Here is a 17,420-nt window from a genome sequence, read left to right as displayed (position 1 = left end):
AAGGCCTCATTACTGCGAAGTAATGAGGCCTTTTCTATTTCATCTCGAAGGACAATCTAATCTCAACAGAAGATTAAACAGTCTCTTCCGCCATCTCTTGTTCTGTTGACTTGCCAACGAAGAACATACAGATGATTGCAGCCGTTGTTGGAAGCAACCAACCCATACCGATCTCAAACAGTGGCAGCATCTTAAGTGCAGATACGTCTACACCTGCTACTTTAGCGCCATCAATAAGAGCAAACAGCAGTGACACTAATACCACTACGCGGTAAGCCGCTTTTGGATTAGGGAAACGGCTACGCAAGAATGTCAGAGCAACCAACGCGATAGCGACTGGGTACAGTGCAAACAGTACTGGAACAGACAGAGAAATCAGTTGAGAAAGACCAACGTTCGCAACGGTTGCACAAGCGACACCGTTGATGATTACCCAAGTCTTGTAAGACAGAGGCGTTAGCGAGCTGAAGTAATCAGAACATGCTGACACAAGACCAATCGCCGTAGTTAGACACGCTAATAGTACGATCACAGAAAGCACTAGCTGACCAGAAGGACCAAACAACGATTGAACGTATAGGCTTAAGATAGCGCCACCATTGTCGGCACCGGCTGCGACTGTTGCACTTGTTGCACCTAGGAAGAACAAAGAGATGTAAACAAACGCTAGACCCGCTGCGGCAATACAACCCGCGCTAATTAGGTACTTAGTCGTCGCTGCACGGTCAGTAATGCCCTTGCTACGAATCGCATCAACAATCAGCATACCAAACATCAAAGAAGCAAAAGTATCCATGGTGTTGTAGCCTTCAAGGAAACCTTTGGTCAGTGGCTGAGTGATGTACTCACCGTGAGCTGCAAGAATATCGCCTTGAGGGTTAACAAATACAGCAATCGCCAGTACAACCAAACCAACGAACAGTGCAGGTGTTAGCACCTTACCAATGACGTCAATAAGCTTACCTTGCGACCATGAGAAGAACATCGCTACTACAAAAAATGCAATTGAAAAGAGAGTTAGGTGAGCTTGAGAGGCATCGATGAAGAACGGTTTCACCGCCATCTCATAGGCAACAAGGCCAGTACGCGGTGCAGCAAATGCAGGACCGATAATGATAAAAATCAGCACAGCCATGATGGTTGCAGCTTTCTTAGGAAGATCTTTAGTTAAATGACCCCAAGAGCCACCAGCCACTGCAACCGCGACGATAGTGATTAACGGCAGACCAACGGCAGTCAGCAGAAAACCAGACATCGCTGGAAGGAAGTGATCACCGGCTAATTGGCCAGCTAGAGGTGGGAAGATGATGTTACCCGCACCCAAGAAAAACGCAAAAAGCATAAAGCCCAATGCCATTATATCTGTTAGTTTTAGACTCTGTTTCACAGATAATCCTTAATTATATTTATGAATTTATGTTGTGCTTACATGAATGTTACAGCTCAAAGCTGCCAATCAATCTATAAAATAGTCGCGCATAATGACGAAACAACTGGCTAGCTGCAAGTCACCACACAAAAACACCATATAAATTTGCATATGAGAACAAAAAGCAGTGGATTCCACTAGCTATAGAAAAATAGCCACAATTATAAACTAACCATAATTCACAACAATAGTTTCTCAAGCAGAACATTGATTCATACAAGCGGTTAACATTAGAGCTAATCACTTAAAATATCTCGATACTCAGAACATTAATGAAAGACAAAACAGTGCAAACTAAAAGCTTCAATTTTAAGCAATTCTCAATTTACGGCGGGAAAAGCGGTATGCCAGTCAGTACCGATGGCGTATTACTTGGCGCGTGGGTAAGCCTGCCACAAAGATCATGTGTACTCGATATTGGAACAGGGACAGGTCTACTGGCTTTGATGGCTGCGCAGCGTTTTGAGGATGCTTCAATCTCTGCAATAGATATTGATCAACACGCCATTGATGCTGCCACAGTCAATATTGAGCAGTCGCCTTGGCAAGATCGTATCTCCCTTCATCACGGCAGCGTGTTAACAGCCGACTTTCCACAAAGGTTTGATGCGATCATTTGTAACCCGCCCTACTTCAACTCTGGAGAACAGGCTCAGCAAAGCCAAAGAGCCACCGCCAGGCACACCGACAGCTTGGATCATTTAGCGCTTGCCCAGCGTTGTTTCGAGATAACAACCGAAGCCGCGACTGCCAGTTTCATCCTACCGACGCCTGAGGGGGAAGGTTTTATCAAGCTTGCCGAGCAATGTGGTTGGTATCTAGCAAAACGCCTTGATGTGAAAACAACAGACAAGAAACCGGCTAGCCGAATTCTATTTGAGTTATCTAAAGATCCTGTTTGCGAGCAAGATTTGCAGCGCGAATCGCTTACAATTCACCACCAAGGTGGTTATAGCGAAGCATTTATTGCGCTCACTAAAGATTTTTATCTCAAGATGTAGCAAATACCATGTGATCCTAATCACTAATGCTTCTATAATGTCCGACTACTCTTTTTTATCGTCTGCTTTTTGAGGCAGAAACATTTATTGCTTGTGGAGAAACAACAGTGATCAGAACCTTTGCAGAACTCGATCTAAACCAAGAGCTGCTTAAAGCAATTGACGAAATGGGCTACGAACGTCCAACACAGATACAAGCTGAAGCAATCCCACAAGCGTTAGATGGAAGAGACGTTTTGGCTTCTGCGCCAACAGGTACTGGTAAAACAGCATCATTTGTATTGCCAGCACTGCAATACCTACTGGATTTCCCACGTAAGAAATCTGGCCCTGCACGTATGCTTATCCTGACGCCAACGCGTGAGCTAGCAATGCAGATCACCGAACAAGCACGTGAGCTTGCTAAATACACCAGCCTAAATATCTTCACGATTACGGGCGGTGTGATGTACCAAGAGCACGCAGATATCTTAAGTACAACTCAAGATATCGTAGTAGCAACACCTGGCCGTTTGATGGAATACATTGAAGGCGAGCGTTTTGACTGTCGTGCGATTGAATGGCTGGTTCTAGATGAAGCCGACCGCATGCTAGACATGGGCTTTGGTCCTGTTGTTGACCGTCTGTCTGCAGAGTGTCGCTGGCGTAAACAAACTTTACTGTTCTCAGCAACGCTAGAAGGTAAAGGCATTGAAGGCTTCACTGAAGATCTACTTAAAAACCCAGCGGAGATCGATGCGAAATCATCACTTCGTGAGCGTAAGAAGATCACTCAGTGGTACCACCGTGCAGACACAGCAGAGCACAAGCTGAACATCCTAAAGCACGTTATCACAGAGCAAGCTGAGCGCAGCATCGTGTTCTTGAAGACGCGTGATCGTCTAGGTGATCTACGAGCTCAACTTGAAAGCGCGCAAATCCCATGTGCATGGATCCAAGGTGAAATGCCTCAAGATCGTCGTAACAACGCGATTGCTCGTTTCCGTGACGGCTCTGTAAACGTACTGCTAGCGACTGACGTTGCTGCTCGTGGTATCGACCTTCCAGACGTAAGCCACGTAATCAACTACGACATGCCACGTACTGCTGACGTATACCTACACCGTATTGGCCGTACTGCACGTGCTGGTAAAAAAGGTAACGCGGTTTCTATCATTGAAGCGCACGATCAACTGATGATTGAGCGTGTGGCTCGTTACACTGAAGAACCAATCAAAGAACGCTTCATCGAAGGCATGCGCCCTACGCATAAGAAAGCGGCCGTGACTAAGAAGAAGAAGCCAAAGAAAGAAGATAAGAAAGCGGTAGAGAAACAAAAAATCGCGAAGAAGAAAAAAATCGCGAAGAAAAAGAAAGCAGCAAAGAAGAAGTAATCTACCAGCTTTAACGATTCAATAAAAAAGCCCCATGCAGTTCGCTGCATGGGGCTTTTCTCTATTTGGCCTGTTATCAGGCTAAAACCGAGAGTAACTCGTTAGCCAAGGGCTACTAGTTTTGCTCTTCACGCTTGAAGACAAGCTCTTTCGCGTTCGACTCTTCTTCAACGAAGTAGTAACCCGCCGTATCAAACTGGGTCAGCGCCTCAACCGAGTCGATCTTGTTCTCGATAATGTAGCGAGCCATCATGCCACGTGCTTTCTTCGCGTAGAAACTGATCACCTTGTACTGACCGTTCTTGCAGTCTTTGAATACAGGGGTAATCACTTGGCCATCCAAGTTCTTCGGCTTCACGGCTTTAAAGTATTCGTTCGATGCTAGGTTGATCAACACATTGTCGCCTTGAGCATTTAACGCTTCATTCAGCTTGTCTGTGATGATGTTGCCCCAGAATTGGTACAAGTTAGTACCACGAGCATTCGCCAAGCGTGTACCCATCTCTAGGCGGTACGGCTGCATCAAATCTAACGGCTTAAGCAAGCCATATAACCCAGAAAGCATACGTAGGTGGTTTTGTGCGTAATCAAAATCTTCATCCGATAGCGTTTCAGCGTCTAGGCCAGTGTATACATCGCCCTTAAAGGCTAGGATTGCTTGGCGTGCGTTGTCTTGGGTAAAGGTCTCGCTCCACTGCTCAAATCGCGCTACGTTCAACCCTGCGATCTTATCGCTGACTTTCATCAGTGCAGAAATATCTACTGGCGTCAGTTTGCGGCACTCTTCAATCAGCTCAGCAGAGTGTTCAACAAACTCAGGCTGACTAAAGCGTTCCGTCGCTAATGGTGATTCGTAATCAAGTGTTTTGGCTGGAGAAACGACAACTAACATAACTTTACCCTAATCGGTTATCTAACTGGATGCTGCTAGAGTATAGAAAAAACATCAACTTGTCTTTATGACTCTTCCTATTACTTCGATAGGGAGAATGAGCTTCAATAGACAGAATGAGACAAATGACAGGCAAAGAAAAAGGCTAAGGTCGAAACCTTAGCCTTTCTAATCACTTTAGGATGAGCCGTTTATCGCTCCAACAAGATTACTTCTTGTTGTTGTCCCAAATACCGTCTTCCAGCTGAGACTTAAGCTCTGGGAAGTCATTCGAATCGAATGTTGGTACTTTACCCGCGTCTAGTTGACGGTTGTAGTCTTTCGCTAGCTTAATCACGATACCTGATAGCAGGATAATCGCCACCAAGTTAACAATCGCCATTAGGCCCATCGATACGTCAGCCAGTGCCCATACCGTTGGTAGAGTTGCTAGAGAACCGAACATAACCATACCCAGAACAACAATACGGAACAGCACTAGGCCTTTCTTGTTGTTGTGCTCAAGGAAGATAAGGTTCGTTTCAGCGTACGAGTAGTTTGCAATGATTGAAGTGAAAGCGAAGAAGAAAATCGCTACCGCTACAAAGATGCCGCCCCATTCGCCCACTTGTGCTGTTAGTGCACGTTGCGTTAGTTCGATACCCGTTACTTCACCGTGTGGTACATACTCACCAGACATCAGGATGATTGCGACTGTTGCTGAACAGATAACAATGGTATCCATGAACACGCCTAGCATTTGCACGTAACCTTGTGATGCTGGGTGCGGTGGGTAAGGCGTAGCAGAAGCTGCTGCGTTTGGCGCAGAACCCATACCCGCTTCGTTCGAGAACAAACCACGTTTGATGCCGTTAATCATCGCTTGTGCGATTGCGTAACCTAGGCCACCCGCTGCTGCTTCTTGCAGACCGAATGCACTCTTGAAGATAAGAGCCAGTACTTCAGGCACTTTCTCGATGTTCGCGAACATTACGTACATAGCGATCGCTAGGTAAGCCAATGCCATGATTGGAACGATGATTTCTGCTGTACGTGCAATCTTACGGATACCACCGAAGATAACGAATGCAGAGATGATTACGATACCAACACCAACGTAGCTACGCTCAAGGTCAAATGCAGTGTTCATTGCGCTTGCAATCGCGTTCGCTTGAACCGCGTTGAATACAAGACCAAATGCAATGATTAGGAAGATAGAGAATAGAACCCCCATCCAACGCATGCCTAGGCCTTTCTCCATGTAGTATGCAGGGCCGCCGCGGTAGTTACCGTCGTTATCACGCGTTTTGTATAGTTGTGCCAGTGTGCTTTCTGCAAAAGATGTTGCCATACCTAGCATTGCGATTAGCCACATCCAGAAGATAGCGCCAGGGCCACCAGCGGTTAGTGCTACAGCAACACCTGCCATGTTACCCGTACCAACACGAGCAGCGAGACTAGTACAAAGAGCTTGGAAAGAAGAGATACCAGCACTGTCTGCTTTACGGCTGTTTCTAAGAACAGAGAACATGTGGCCGAAATGGCGGAATTGAATGAAGCCTAGTCGTACAGTGAAGTAGATACCCACACCAACCAGTAAGTAAACTAAGATAGATCCCCAAAGGAGATCGTTCATCAAATTGATTAAGTCTGTCACGTGAACCTCGTAATTGAGTTTAAGCACCGATCATGCTTCCTAGCCTTCCTCTTAATCGCCTATGCCTCTGTCAATGTTGTGTCGGCACTCTTGTTATATTCTTGCGGCGATTGAGACTGTAAATGTCGCTTCATGCATCCATTTTACGTATCAGTGTATTTTTTGACGGGCGGATAATGCAGCGAGACGGCCTAAAAATCAATATGCAAATGCACTTATATTAAAATGACATTTCACTAATAACACACCTTTTGTTAACACAACTTTCAACAATGCAGCCCAATAAAAGTCACATTATCGGGACATAATATCAACAACAGCCACGGCACTACCCCAACAAGAACATCATCCTATAAAAATGACGTCAGCCTAGGTTTTACAAGGTATAGTGAAGATCTTCGTTTTTTTCTAGGCCAATGAGATCCCTATACCGCACGGCACCATGTGCACTTCAATGCATTGTAGTCAAAACGCTATTCCATTCGCACAATGAATTAACATTCAATAACCCCCAATTTAATCGTTTACTTAGGTTTGTTTGCCTGTTTTTTGTACATAAAAATTCTCATAATGTGTGAGCATGCATAAGAAAATAGAACAAAAGCTTCATGGATTTGAAACAAATGAGAAACAAATCAAAGTTATTGTGAACCTAAATATGATATTTATTGGTTCGTAAGAACTAGTCCCACGGAAGGAGATATGGCTTATGGATAGCTTTCAATTCGATGAAGTATCAGAACTAGAATTGCCTCGTGTAACTCAAAAATCACGCTCGAAACCACTCAAGCGTAAGTGGCGTGAAATCGAAGCCATCAACGATCGTAGGCAGCTTGAGAAAGAGCTGAGAGAGATGAACCTAGGTCTTGATTTTAGCCTTGACGATATAAAGCTTTAATCAGCACGATAAGAAATCAGATAGTAAAAGGCACCTATATAGGTGCCTTTTTTATTGTTTGAGGTAGTTAATCCGCCCAAAGCGCCATTTAGAAACCAACCCTCTAATATAGAGGACACCTAAATATAGGGGCGTTTCAACATTAAAACAGGCTAAACGCACTCTTGTTCATTTTGTCGAACCCGAGCCGCGAGTTGGCGATATTGATCGGCGATGGTCTCTCCAAAGACAGGGTCATCTTCAGGTTGAAGCCATTGAGACTCCACTTCTTGCCAATCTTTAATCGTGAACGCCTCAACAATCATGGGTAGCACATGCTTCTCTTCATATTCCATGTGTTTTCGCTGAGCCTTAACAAACGCTTCAAGCTGCTCAATAAAGACTTGCTGAGGGACCACCGCATCTTGAAGGATCATATCGACCAAACCTAAAAAGTCCGCCGTTTTCTCAGAAAGCAATTGATGCTCTAACTCCAAGTCTTCAATCGCTTGCTCGCTGCCATATTGCTTAAGATAGTAGCGATAAATGACGTCTTCTTTAGGGTGATGCACTTTGTCTGAATGGTTCATAAGGTAATGAACCACCTCTGCGATCAGGCTATAGTTTATTTCTCGCTCCTGTTTCAGAAACTCTAACTTACTGTTAAGTATCGCGAGTAAACGAGCCATATAGCCATGCTCTCGTCTTATCCTTTCAATCATCATAGTATTGCACTCCATTACACCTACTATTTATAAGTGTATACGAATATGCTGATTTATGATTTGACCCTGCTCAGAAAACCACCAACCTACACTTCTGTTGGTAAACGCCAGTCAATAGGTTGTTGATCCATAGAAGAAAGCAGCTTATTGGTTGTAGAGAAGTGCTGACAACCGAAGAAGCCACGGCGTGCCGATAATGGCGATGGGTGAGGTGCAACCAACACATGATGCTTGTCGTCATCAATCGCTTGACCTTTCTTCTGGGCGTGTGCGCCCCATAGCAAAAAGATGATCGGTTCAGAACGCTGATTGAGCTCAGCAATAATGGCATCGGTAAAGGTTTCCCAGCCACACTTAGCATGTGAGTGTGCTTTTGCCTCTTCTACGGTAAGGACAGTGTTCAACATCAACACCCCTTGTGATGCCCAAGAATCGAGATAACCATGACTAGGAATCTCAAAGCCCTCTATATCTTGTGCAAGCTCTTTGTACATATTGCGTAGAGAAGGGGGAATTTTCACGCCAGGAAGCACTGAGAATGCTAAGCCGTGAGCTTGGTTAGCACCGTGATAAGGATCTTGCCCTAAGATAACCACTCGCACGGATTCGAAAGGCGTCATATCAAAGGCACTAAACACCTTATCTTGTGGCGGGTAGACGGTTTTGCCACTATCACGTTGCTGTTCAACAAACGCGAGGACACTCTGAAAGTACTCTTTATCACGTTCATCATTAATAATGGATTCCCAAGTCTTTGGTGCGCTCATCGTTTTACTTCCCAATCATCAAGGTTTCTAGCGGCTTTCGCCAGACAAAAAAATAGCTGTATCGGCTAACTGTCCTAAATAAGGCTCTAGTTATACCTCATACAGCTATCAATAAACATGATGTGTAGGGTTCACTTGTTGATGAATCATAATAATCAGTTCAAGTTGTGTTTATCTCGATTAACCACTTTTCTGCTGTGTACGATGGTGGCCGTGGTTATGCACGTGACGGTTTGGTGTAGGTAAACGGCGTGCGACAGCAATAGTTGAAGTTTGGGTGATTGAATACATAAAGGCACCTCCTCTAAGACATCGTGAACTACATATTCACTTTAATACTATGAAAGAAAGGTGCCAATTTTTAGAAATAGACGGAAATAAATTTTCCCCTCTATTATTACGCTTGTTCGCTCGCTAGCGTTGCTGATAGATGAAACATTCTAAGTTGTTGAATTTCCTCTTTCCAGATCGTCGAATCAATGGTTTCCAAGATAAGAGGGATACCATTAAAGCGAGAATCAGAGGCAATATACTCAAAACAATCCCAGCCAATTTCGCCTTTTCCTAAAGAATGGTGTCGATCGACTCGGCTCGCAAACTCAGCTTTTGAATCATTGATGTGCATTGCTCTTAGATAGTGCATACCCACGATGCGGTCGAACTCAGCAAAAGTATGCTCACACGCCTCTTTTGTACGTAAGTCATAGCCAGCAGTAAACGTATGGCAGGTGTCCAAGCACACACCAACACGTGACTTATCTTCTACCTGCTCGATAATCTCGGCTAGATGTTCAAACTTCCAACCAAGGTTAGTGCCCTGCCCAGACGTATTCTCGATCACTGCGATTACGTCAGGTACCGCTTGATGAGCTAGGTTGATGGATTCAGCGATCTTCGCCAAACATTCGCTTTCTGAGATTTTCTTTAAATGACTCCCAGGATGAAAATTCAAAAGCGTTAATCCAAGTTGATTACAACGCTCCATTTCATCAATAAAAGCCGCGCGTGATTTCTCTAGCTTCTCTTCTTCTGGTGCTCCTAGGTTAATCAGGTAGGAGTCATGAGGAAGAATGTGCTCAGCACTGAAGCCCAACATTTTGCAATTGGCTTTAAAGGCACTAATGGTTTTCGCTTCTAGCGGTTTTGCCGCCCACTGTCTCTGGTTCTTGGTAAACAGTGCAAACGCATTGGCGCCAATTTCACGTGCACGCATAGGCGCCTGATCAACACCACCAGCAGCCGACACATGAGCGCCAAGAAACTTAATATTTGTTTCCGGTTTTGAGGATGAATTATTGTTTGTCATTAAATCACTTTACACTTTCAGAATGCTTAATAAATAAAGGGTCGTATCGGTTGTAGTTCAATAAAAACACAACAAATGTAGTAAACTTACAACAAATATGACTGTTAAATATTTTTTATACTTTAAAATATTTTGTAATTACTTTGTTTTCAAAGGTTTTATTGATTTACCTCAATATAATCACCTTTGTAAAAATATGGTTTTTGGTTGTTTTTTGACTTAAATCAATGTTAACCTTACTAATATTAGGTATATATTACCCAGCTCAATAAAAATCGAAAGTTAACACCATAATCAAACCACATTCAGTGGACTAGGAGATAGTTATGATCCAAGGTATTCAAATTACTAAAGCAGCAAACGATGACCTACTAAACTCAATCTGGCTACTAGATAGCGAGAAGAATGAAGCTCGTTGTGTTGTTGCTACTGCAGGTTTCGAAGCTGACCAAGTTATCTCAGCTGCAGACCTAGGCGAGTACGAAAGCCGTGAAGTTGCAATCGAAGCAGCACCACGCATCGAAGGTGGCCAACACCTAAACGTTAACGTTCTTAAGCGCGAAACGCTAGAAGACGCAGTTGCTCACCCAGAGAACTACCCACAGCTAACTATCCGTGTATCGGGTTACGCTGTACGTTTCAACTCTCTAACAACTGAACAGCAACGTGACGTTATCGCACGTACGTTCACTGAGTCTCTATAATCTCAGTAAACTAGAGTGTTAAAGATTTAAAAAGCTTGGTCAGAAATGGCCAAGCTTTTTTAGTTTTTGTCCTAGCAACTTCTTATCGTTTATTGTTCCAACTCGAACCCACTCACCTAAAATCAAACAAGCACTGTCACCAATCAAATTTGGTTATGGCGCATTTCGTTGAGAAGGATCTTTAGTAAAGGCTTTCGCCAGAGCCGTTGGATCCACCTTGTCTCTTTGCAACGCAGCACCTTGTGCCCACCACATCAACTGATGGAATGTTCGATTCATATATTCATCCCATTGTGCTTGCTCAGACTCTTGAACAATACAGCCCTCTTCATCAAACACTTCTTGCGCTTTCGGCAAGTGAATCATCGCAGAAACAGGCAAGCAACCTAGCTCTGACAAGAAGGTTCTCATTGAAACGGATGCTCTTGCCCCGCCCCACTGACCGGCAGAATAGGTCACAATCGCACTCGGTTTATATGAAAATAGCGAGCTACCAAAGTGATTGAGAATATTAGCTAGCGCTGGGCTCATCGAATGATTGTATTCCGGGCTAACCATCACATAACCATCAGCTTTAGCAATCTTGTCGGCTAACTCTGCTAAGTGCGCGGGTACTTTTGAGCGATGATACGAAAACTCAGGCTTAAACACATCGCCAAAGTCATAATTCAATGGGTCGATAATCTCGACCGTATGCTCTGAGTGCTGATTCGCAAGCAGCTTTTCACACGCCTTGCTGACTCTCATCCCTAATCGAGCAGGTCTTGGTGGTGTACTCTCACGTACAGAGCCAAGAAAAATCAAAAAATTCATACTATCCCTTTCCGTTTTGATCAGGTTAAAGCAATACACTTACTTAACGCCATTTAAGCGTAAGAAAACCCTTAAATAAAGCTTACTTTAAAAACACTCAGACAATAAAAAAGGTGAATGATTGCTCATTCACCTTTTCTTATCGATCTAAGTTCTACACTCTACGTTTTGAAAAATTACGCAGGTTGAACTCGACGAAGCACTGCTTTTAGCGCTTCAAAATCGTTATCAAGATCTTCAGACAACAACTCCATCGCCGCGTGTTTTGCCAGAGGGCCAGGCAGTTCGATATCAGAACCTAGGATGTCATCAACCACTTCTTTGAATTTCGCTGGGTGTGCTGTACACAGGAACAAGCCAGTTTCGTTCTCTTGCAGTTGCTCTTCCAGTAGACGGTAAGCAATCGCACCATGTGGTTCACACAGGTAACCTTGCGCTTTTAGGTCGCGAACTGACTCAGCGCTCTGCTCGTCAGATACTTTACCTTTGCCTAGTGTATCTAAGCCCCAGCCTTTCAGTTGGCAAAGCTCTTCGATACGAGGCCAGTTATTTGGTTGGCTTACATCCATCGCGTTCGATGTTGTCGCAACGGTCGGTTTTGGAGCCCATTGGCCTGTTTCTAGGTAACGAGGAACCGTGTCATTTTCATTGGTTGCTGCGATGAAACGCTTAACAGGTAGACCTAGCGCTTTAGCTAATAGACCCGCCGTTAGGTTACCAAAGTTACCACTTGGTACAGAGATAACGAGGTTTTCACGTTGCTCTTTAGTCAGCTGAGAAGCCGCCTCAAAGTAGTAACAGATCTGAGCCATTAAACGGCTGATGTTGATCGAGTTTGCTGAGTTCAAGCCAATCTCTTTACGCAGTTCAGCGTCATCAAATGAGTCTTTAACTAGAGCCTGACACGCATCAAAGTCGCCATCAATCGCCACTGTGTGGATGTTCTTACCAAGCGTACAGAACAGCTTCTCTTGCAGCGGGCTGATCTTGCCTTTCGGGTAAAGAATCACAACATTGATGTCTTCCATGCCGTAGAAAGCATGCGCAACCGCCGCACCAGTATCACCTGATGTTGCCGTTAAGATAGTGATTTGACCACCATCAGAAACAGCTGCCAAAGATTGAGCCATAAAGCGGCCACCGAAATCTTTAAACGCCAGTGTTGGACCGTGGAAAAGCTCAAGCGCGTAAACGCCATCTTTTACTTGGTTAATTGGTGCAGGGAATTGGAACGCTGCATCCACCATTTGGTCGATCTGTTCTTTTGGTAGTTCATCACCAATCAATGCTGACAGAATCTTTGAGCTACGAGGGACAAAGTCCTCTGCTAGCAGCGCATCGATATCATCAAACTTTGGCAGTTCAGATGGGAAAAATAGACCTTGATTACGGCCTAAGCCTTGACGAACGGCTTGGCCAAAAGAGACTTGTTCATCATTTTCTTTGATGTTGTACAGTTTCATAACTCACTTCCTGTAACGATCGAACCTTGCTTATCTAGGCGACAAACGTGAACGAATCCTTCTTCATTTTGTACGTAATTTTGTTCTAACCAGCGTGCAACACGCTCGGCGACATCTTGTTCTTTGCAAATGCTAAATAGAGTTGGGCCACTACCAGAAATACCAGTAGCCAGTGCCCCAGCCGACAACGCGTATTTACGAGCATCAGCAAACCCTGGAAGCAGTTTCTCACGATATGGTTCAGCGATCACGTCTTTGATCATCTTCGCAGCCAGTTCAGGTTGACCTGAATGACACGCGTGGATAAAGCCCGCTAAGTGACGGCCATGAGCAATGATATCCTGACGACGATATTGAGATGGTAGGATCTCTCTCGCTTCAGCCGTTGAAACCTTAATACCCGGATAAGCCATTACCCAGTACCAGTCGTCAAAACACGGCACTTCTTGGCTAATGATGCCTAGCTCTTCAAGCATGAGCTGCACACCACCAAGGTAACATGGCGCAACGTTATCGTAGTGGATACCGCCTGAAATCTTACCTTCCATTTCGCCCATCAGAGCAAGCAGTTCAGTTTCATTCAGTGGCTGACCGTGAAAACGGTTTAGCGCATCCAGTGCCGCGACGATTGAACATGCACTAGAACCCAAACCTGAACCGATAGGCATGTTCTTTTCTAGCGTCATTTCCAAAGGCTTTAGCGTAACGCCTTTTTTATCAAGCTCTCTCGAGAACACCACCCAGCAGTCGTAGACGATGTTTTCTTTTGCTTCAGTTGGCAGCTTAGAAACAAAGCTGCCTGCTGTTTTAAGTGAGAATGGTTCATCACCAGCTTTAACCATAACTCGGTCACCCAGCAGTGTGCCATCCACTGGAGACACAGCGGCCCCCAGCACATCAAACCCTACACTGACATTACCGATTGATGCAGGAGCATAAACGACAACATCCATATCACTTGAACTCATTCCTAAACTCCTAATTTCCAACCAAGAGTACGCATCACATCAGAGAATACGCCAGCTGCTGTTACTTCAGTACCCGCGCCGTAGCCACGCAGTACTAGAGGGATTGGTTGGTAGTAACGGCTGTAGAATGCTAATGCATTCTCTCCATCTTTAATCTTGAACATTGGGTCGTCGCCATCAACAGCTGCGATACGAACCTTACACTTACCTTCAGCGATTTCACCCACATAACGAAGTACTTTGCCTTCTTCAGCTGCGATAGCTGACTGCTCTTTGAAGTAAGCATCCGCTTCTGGCAAGCGAGCCATGAACTCCTCAACCGTACCTGAATCATCAAAACCCGGTGGCAGAGCTTGGTCTACTTCAACATCTTCAAGTTCAAGCGCCATGCCTGCTTCACGAGCAAGAATAAGCAGCTTACGCGCCACATCCATACCAGATAGATCGTCACGAGGATCCGGTTCAGTGAAGCCGTTATCTTTTGCAATATTGGTTGCTTGGCTTAGTGTCATACCTTCATCAAGCTTGCCGAAGATGTAAGACAGTGAACCTGAAAGAATGCCGTTGAACTTCTCCAGCTCATCACCTGCAGAGATTAGGTTCTGTAGGTTTTCGATTACCGGTAGACCAGCACCTACGGTTGTTTCGTACATCAACTTACGACGTGAGTTGCGTGCAACTTCACGAAGCTGATGGTAGTAAGCCATGCTTGCTGTGTTTGCTTTCTTGTTTGGTGTTACCACGTGGAAACCAGCCGCTAGGAAATCAGCGTACTGCGCCGCAATACCTTCGCTAGACGTACAATCAACCAATACAGGGTTGATGATGTGGTTACGTTGAACCAAAGCCGCTAAACGAGCTAAGCTGAACTCTTCAGTCGCACTCGACATACGGTCACGCCACTGCTCTAGCGGTAGACCATCGCTGTCTAGCAACAAGCCTTTACTGTTTGCTAAACCACATACGCGAATCACGATGCCTTTTTCAGCCAGTTTGCCTTGCTGACGTTGGATTTGGTCAACAAGCTCGCCACCAACACCGCCGACACCAACAACGAATACGTCTAGGAAGTGCTTCGAGTTGAATAGATTCTCGTGACACGCTTTGATGGCTTCAGAGATTTTGTCTTCAGGGATAACCGCTGAAATAGCACGCTCTGAAGAACCTTGCGCGATAGCAACAATGTTGACGTTCACTTCTGCTAAAGAAGAGAAGAACTGAGAAGCTACGCCACGTGAAGTGCGCATACCGTCACCCACCAGCGTTACAATCGCAACGTCATCCATGAACTCAACTGGCTCTAACAGGCCATCTTTAAGTTCAAGTTCAAACGCGTCTGACAACACTTGTTTCGCTTTCACTTTGTCAGCTGATTCAATACAGAAGCTGATGCTGTACTCAGAAGAAGATTGAGTAATAAGAACAATAGAAACGCCAGCAGAAGACATCGCGCCGAATACACGACTCGCCATGCCTACCATACCTTTCATGCCTGGGCCTGATACGTTAACCATGGTTAGGTCGCTTAGCGTCGTAATACCTTTGATTGCTAGGTTATCTTCGCCAGTGTCTTGGCCAATCAAAGTACCCGCACCCTGTGGGTTAAAGCTGTTTTTGATCAGACAAGGAATATGGAATTGTGCGATAGGCGCGATAGTTTTCGGGTGTAGAACCGAAGCGCCAAAGTAAGAAAGCTCCATCGCTTCTTGGTAGCTTAATGACTTAAGAAGACGAGCATCATCGACTAAACGCGGGTCACAGTTGTAAACGCCGTCTACATCTGTCCAGATCTCACAGCAATCAGCACGTAGACACGCCGCTAGAACTGCAGCTGAATAATCAGAGCCGTTACGGCCAAGTGTGACTAACTCACCTTTATCGTTACCAGCTGTAAAGCCCGGCATGATATTTACGTGACCTTTAGGCAGTGGCGATTGACGGAAGTTCTGAGTTGAAACATCCACATCGACCATAGCTTCAAGGTGATCACCTTTGGCGTATAGGTATTGAACTGGGTCAATCAGGCTTGCTGGTTGGCCTTTCGCTTCAAGTACCGCTTTCATCAACTGGATTGAGATTCGCTCACCTTTACTGATGATGCGAGCATTAACATGGTTCGGGCACATACCCAGTAGGTTAATACCGTTTACGAACTGTTTTAGCTGAGCAAGAGAAGTATCAACCTGCTCTTGGAACGCAGAACCATCAATAGAAGGAACAACGGCTTGAATATCTGCAAACAGTGCAGCGAATGAGGATTCGATCTCTGTAATCTGTGCGTCTGCTTCACCATTTTTAAGTGCAGCTTCAATTACAGCGACCAACTTATTGGTTGTTTTTCCTGGAGCCGATAGTACAACGGCTAGCTCTTCTTGCTGGGCATTATTAGCGATGATATCAGCCGCTCGTAAAAAACGATCTGCATCAGCTAATGATGAACCTCCAAACTTTAAAACGCGCATCCCTTTCTCCATAAGTCATAAAAATGGTACAAAAAAAGGCCTGTATCTTGTTGGATACAGGCCTTTTTTTTAAAATCCGTTACTTAGCAGCCTGCCCCAACAATGTTAATGTCGGTAATAATAATGGTTGTGGTCATTACTAGGTGGCTTACGTGCTGCATATCAAATTCTCTGCTTGTGCTTTACTCTACGTGTATCAATTTTTACCACTGGACGTCAATGAAAAGTTGCGTTTTTTTTACATTCGCACCGTTTTTCAGAGCAAACCGTCATTTAAGGGATAAAACACCCTGTATAAACCTTCACTTAAGATACTGGATTTACTCATTGAACAGGTAAGAGTGATCAATTGCATATATAGTCATAACAAAATGCTATATCGATTGTGCAGCGAACGTACAAGTTCTGTGCTTTAATTGAACGATAACGTTCGAAGAACAATAATAATGACATCAGGAGTGGGAAATGAAGAGATTACTTATTCTTTTGGCTTTTGCTATGCCTGTTGTTTGTTCAGCGAATAGCTTGCCTCTACTACCCAGCCAGATCGATAGTTCTTCTCATAAATTCTTTATCTCCACACAAAACGCGTCGAGTGAAAGCTTCGATACTTGGAAGATAGACAGTGGCTACTCTTACAGCTTGTTTTCAGATGTGGATCTTTACGTCGGTACACGTATCAATAGTGCGGCACTGAAACAGGAAAGTGGATTCTTAAGCGGTGTCAGTTATCAGTTCTCAGAAAGAGTCTCTTTCAACAGTTCTCTGCACACCTATAAAGACGAAACCGAAGACAATGAGAAATCGGTAGCCGCAGAGGTTTCCAGCCGAGTGCAACTGACAGATAACCTAGATTTGCATGCCACCCTTGATTATGAAGAGTGGCAGCAAGGTGTTGAAGTAGGGTTAGGGTTTCGCTTTTAATCTCTTTGGCTTGTTCTTTATTTACTAACTAGCTCGGATTGAACTACAAGCTTTCAGCACATCACAAACCATTCCCCGCT

General features: G+C 44.6%; 15 protein-coding genes and 1 other annotated feature. Of the genes, 5 read left to right on the top strand and 10 right to left on the bottom strand.

Features of this window, described 5'->3' with window-relative positions; genetic code table 11:
- Positions 1-73: 73 nt before the first annotated feature.
- Complete coding sequence (brnQ, locus tag MSG34_RS17880) at positions 74-1,387, bottom strand: branched-chain amino acid transport system II carrier protein (protein WP_019820574.1); 1,314 nt, start codon at positions 1,385-1,387, stop codon at positions 74-76.
- 314 nt (positions 1,388-1,701) lie between these two features.
- On the opposite strand from brnQ, the gene MSG34_RS17875 reads away from it, so the two are divergent.
- Both MSG34_RS17875 and srmB read left to right on the top strand, forming a co-directional pair.
- Positions 1,702-2,430 (top strand): methyltransferase, encoded by a 729-nt coding sequence (locus MSG34_RS17875; protein WP_248338840.1) that lies wholly within the window; start codon positions 1,702-1,704, stop codon positions 2,428-2,430.
- Between the two features lie 107 nt (positions 2,431-2,537).
- Positions 2,538-3,803, top strand: coding sequence for an ATP-dependent RNA helicase SrmB (gene srmB / locus MSG34_RS17870; RefSeq protein WP_050622314.1), 1,266 nt, complete (start codon positions 2,538-2,540; stop codon positions 3,801-3,803).
- Between the two features lie 115 nt (positions 3,804-3,918).
- Here the strand turns inward: srmB and yaaA are convergent, their stop codons facing one another.
- Both yaaA and MSG34_RS17860 read right to left on the bottom strand, forming a co-directional pair.
- Positions 3,919-4,695, bottom strand: coding sequence for a peroxide stress protein YaaA (yaaA, locus tag MSG34_RS17865; RefSeq protein WP_048606773.1), 777 nt, complete (start codon positions 4,693-4,695; stop codon positions 3,919-3,921).
- Between the two features lie 208 nt (positions 4,696-4,903).
- Complete coding sequence (locus MSG34_RS17860) at positions 4,904-6,331, bottom strand: sodium:alanine symporter family protein (RefSeq protein WP_032545312.1); 1,428 nt, start codon at positions 6,329-6,331, stop codon at positions 4,904-4,906.
- A 709-nt stretch (positions 6,332-7,040) separates the two neighbouring features.
- On the opposite strand from MSG34_RS17860, the gene MSG34_RS17855 reads away from it, so the two are divergent.
- Positions 7,041-7,229 carry a DUF3545 family protein gene (locus MSG34_RS17855; protein ID WP_248338838.1) on the top strand — a complete coding sequence of 63 codons (189 nt, stop codon included), beginning with the start codon at positions 7,041-7,043 and terminating at the stop codon, positions 7,227-7,229.
- A 152-nt stretch (positions 7,230-7,381) separates the two neighbouring features.
- Here MSG34_RS17855 and MSG34_RS17850 read toward each other — a convergent pair whose 3' ends face one another.
- The 3 genes from MSG34_RS17850 to nfo form a co-directional block, all read right to left on the bottom strand.
- Positions 7,382-7,933: a hemerythrin domain-containing protein gene (locus MSG34_RS17850; RefSeq protein WP_248338836.1), complete on the bottom strand. Its 552-nt coding sequence runs from the start codon at positions 7,931-7,933 to the stop codon at positions 7,382-7,384.
- Positions 7,934-8,019: 86 nt separating this feature from the next.
- Entirely contained in the window at positions 8,020-8,700 is a 681-nt protein-coding gene (gene ung / locus MSG34_RS17845) for a uracil-DNA glycosylase (RefSeq protein WP_248338834.1), read from the bottom strand.
- 397 nt (positions 8,701-9,097) lie between these two features.
- Positions 9,098-10,006: a deoxyribonuclease IV gene (gene nfo / locus MSG34_RS17840; protein WP_248338832.1), complete on the bottom strand. Its 909-nt coding sequence runs from the start codon at positions 10,004-10,006 to the stop codon at positions 9,098-9,100.
- A 326-nt stretch (positions 10,007-10,332) separates the two neighbouring features.
- On the opposite strand from nfo, the gene grcA reads away from it, so the two are divergent.
- Entirely contained in the window at positions 10,333-10,710 is a 378-nt protein-coding gene (gene grcA, locus MSG34_RS17835; RefSeq protein ID WP_017059315.1) for an autonomous glycyl radical cofactor GrcA, read from the top strand.
- A 153-nt stretch (positions 10,711-10,863) separates the two neighbouring features.
- Here the strand turns inward: grcA and MSG34_RS17830 are convergent, their stop codons facing one another.
- The 4 genes from MSG34_RS17830 to thrA all read right to left on the bottom strand — a co-directional run bounded on the left by MSG34_RS17830 (position 10,864) and on the right by thrA (position 16,416).
- On the bottom strand, positions 10,864-11,523 hold the full coding sequence (locus tag MSG34_RS17830) for an NAD(P)H-dependent oxidoreductase (RefSeq protein ID WP_248338830.1): 660 nt from the start codon (positions 11,521-11,523) through the stop codon (positions 10,864-10,866).
- Between the two features lie 176 nt (positions 11,524-11,699).
- Entirely contained in the window at positions 11,700-12,986 is a 1,287-nt protein-coding gene (gene thrC, locus MSG34_RS17825) for a threonine synthase (RefSeq protein WP_050644349.1), read from the bottom strand.
- Positions 12,983-13,939: a homoserine kinase gene (gene thrB, locus MSG34_RS17820; protein WP_032545653.1), complete on the bottom strand. Its 957-nt coding sequence runs from the start codon at positions 13,937-13,939 to the stop codon at positions 12,983-12,985. The genes thrC and thrB overlap by 4 nt, the downstream gene beginning before the upstream one ends.
- A 17-nt stretch (positions 13,940-13,956) precedes the next feature.
- Complete coding sequence (gene thrA, locus MSG34_RS17815) at positions 13,957-16,416, bottom strand: bifunctional aspartate kinase/homoserine dehydrogenase I (RefSeq protein ID WP_048606761.1); 2,460 nt, start codon at positions 16,414-16,416, stop codon at positions 13,957-13,959.
- A gap of 29 nt (positions 16,417-16,445) precedes the next feature.
- Positions 16,446-16,564, bottom strand: a sequence feature (Thr leader region).
- Between the two features lie 317 nt (positions 16,565-16,881).
- Between thrA and MSG34_RS17810 the strand changes: the two genes are divergently transcribed.
- Positions 16,882-17,340: a hypothetical protein gene (locus MSG34_RS17810; protein ID WP_017070076.1), complete on the top strand. Its 459-nt coding sequence runs from the start codon at positions 16,882-16,884 to the stop codon at positions 17,338-17,340.
- Positions 17,341-17,420 lie beyond the last annotated feature (80 nt).

It is taken from the genome of Vibrio sp. 1CM2L, assembly GCF_023161695.1.
GTDB lineage: Bacteria > Pseudomonadota > Gammaproteobacteria > Enterobacterales > Vibrionaceae > Vibrio > Vibrio coralliirubri.
Note: the sequence above shows the minus strand (reverse complement) of the source record. Positions and strands in the feature narration are given on the sequence as shown.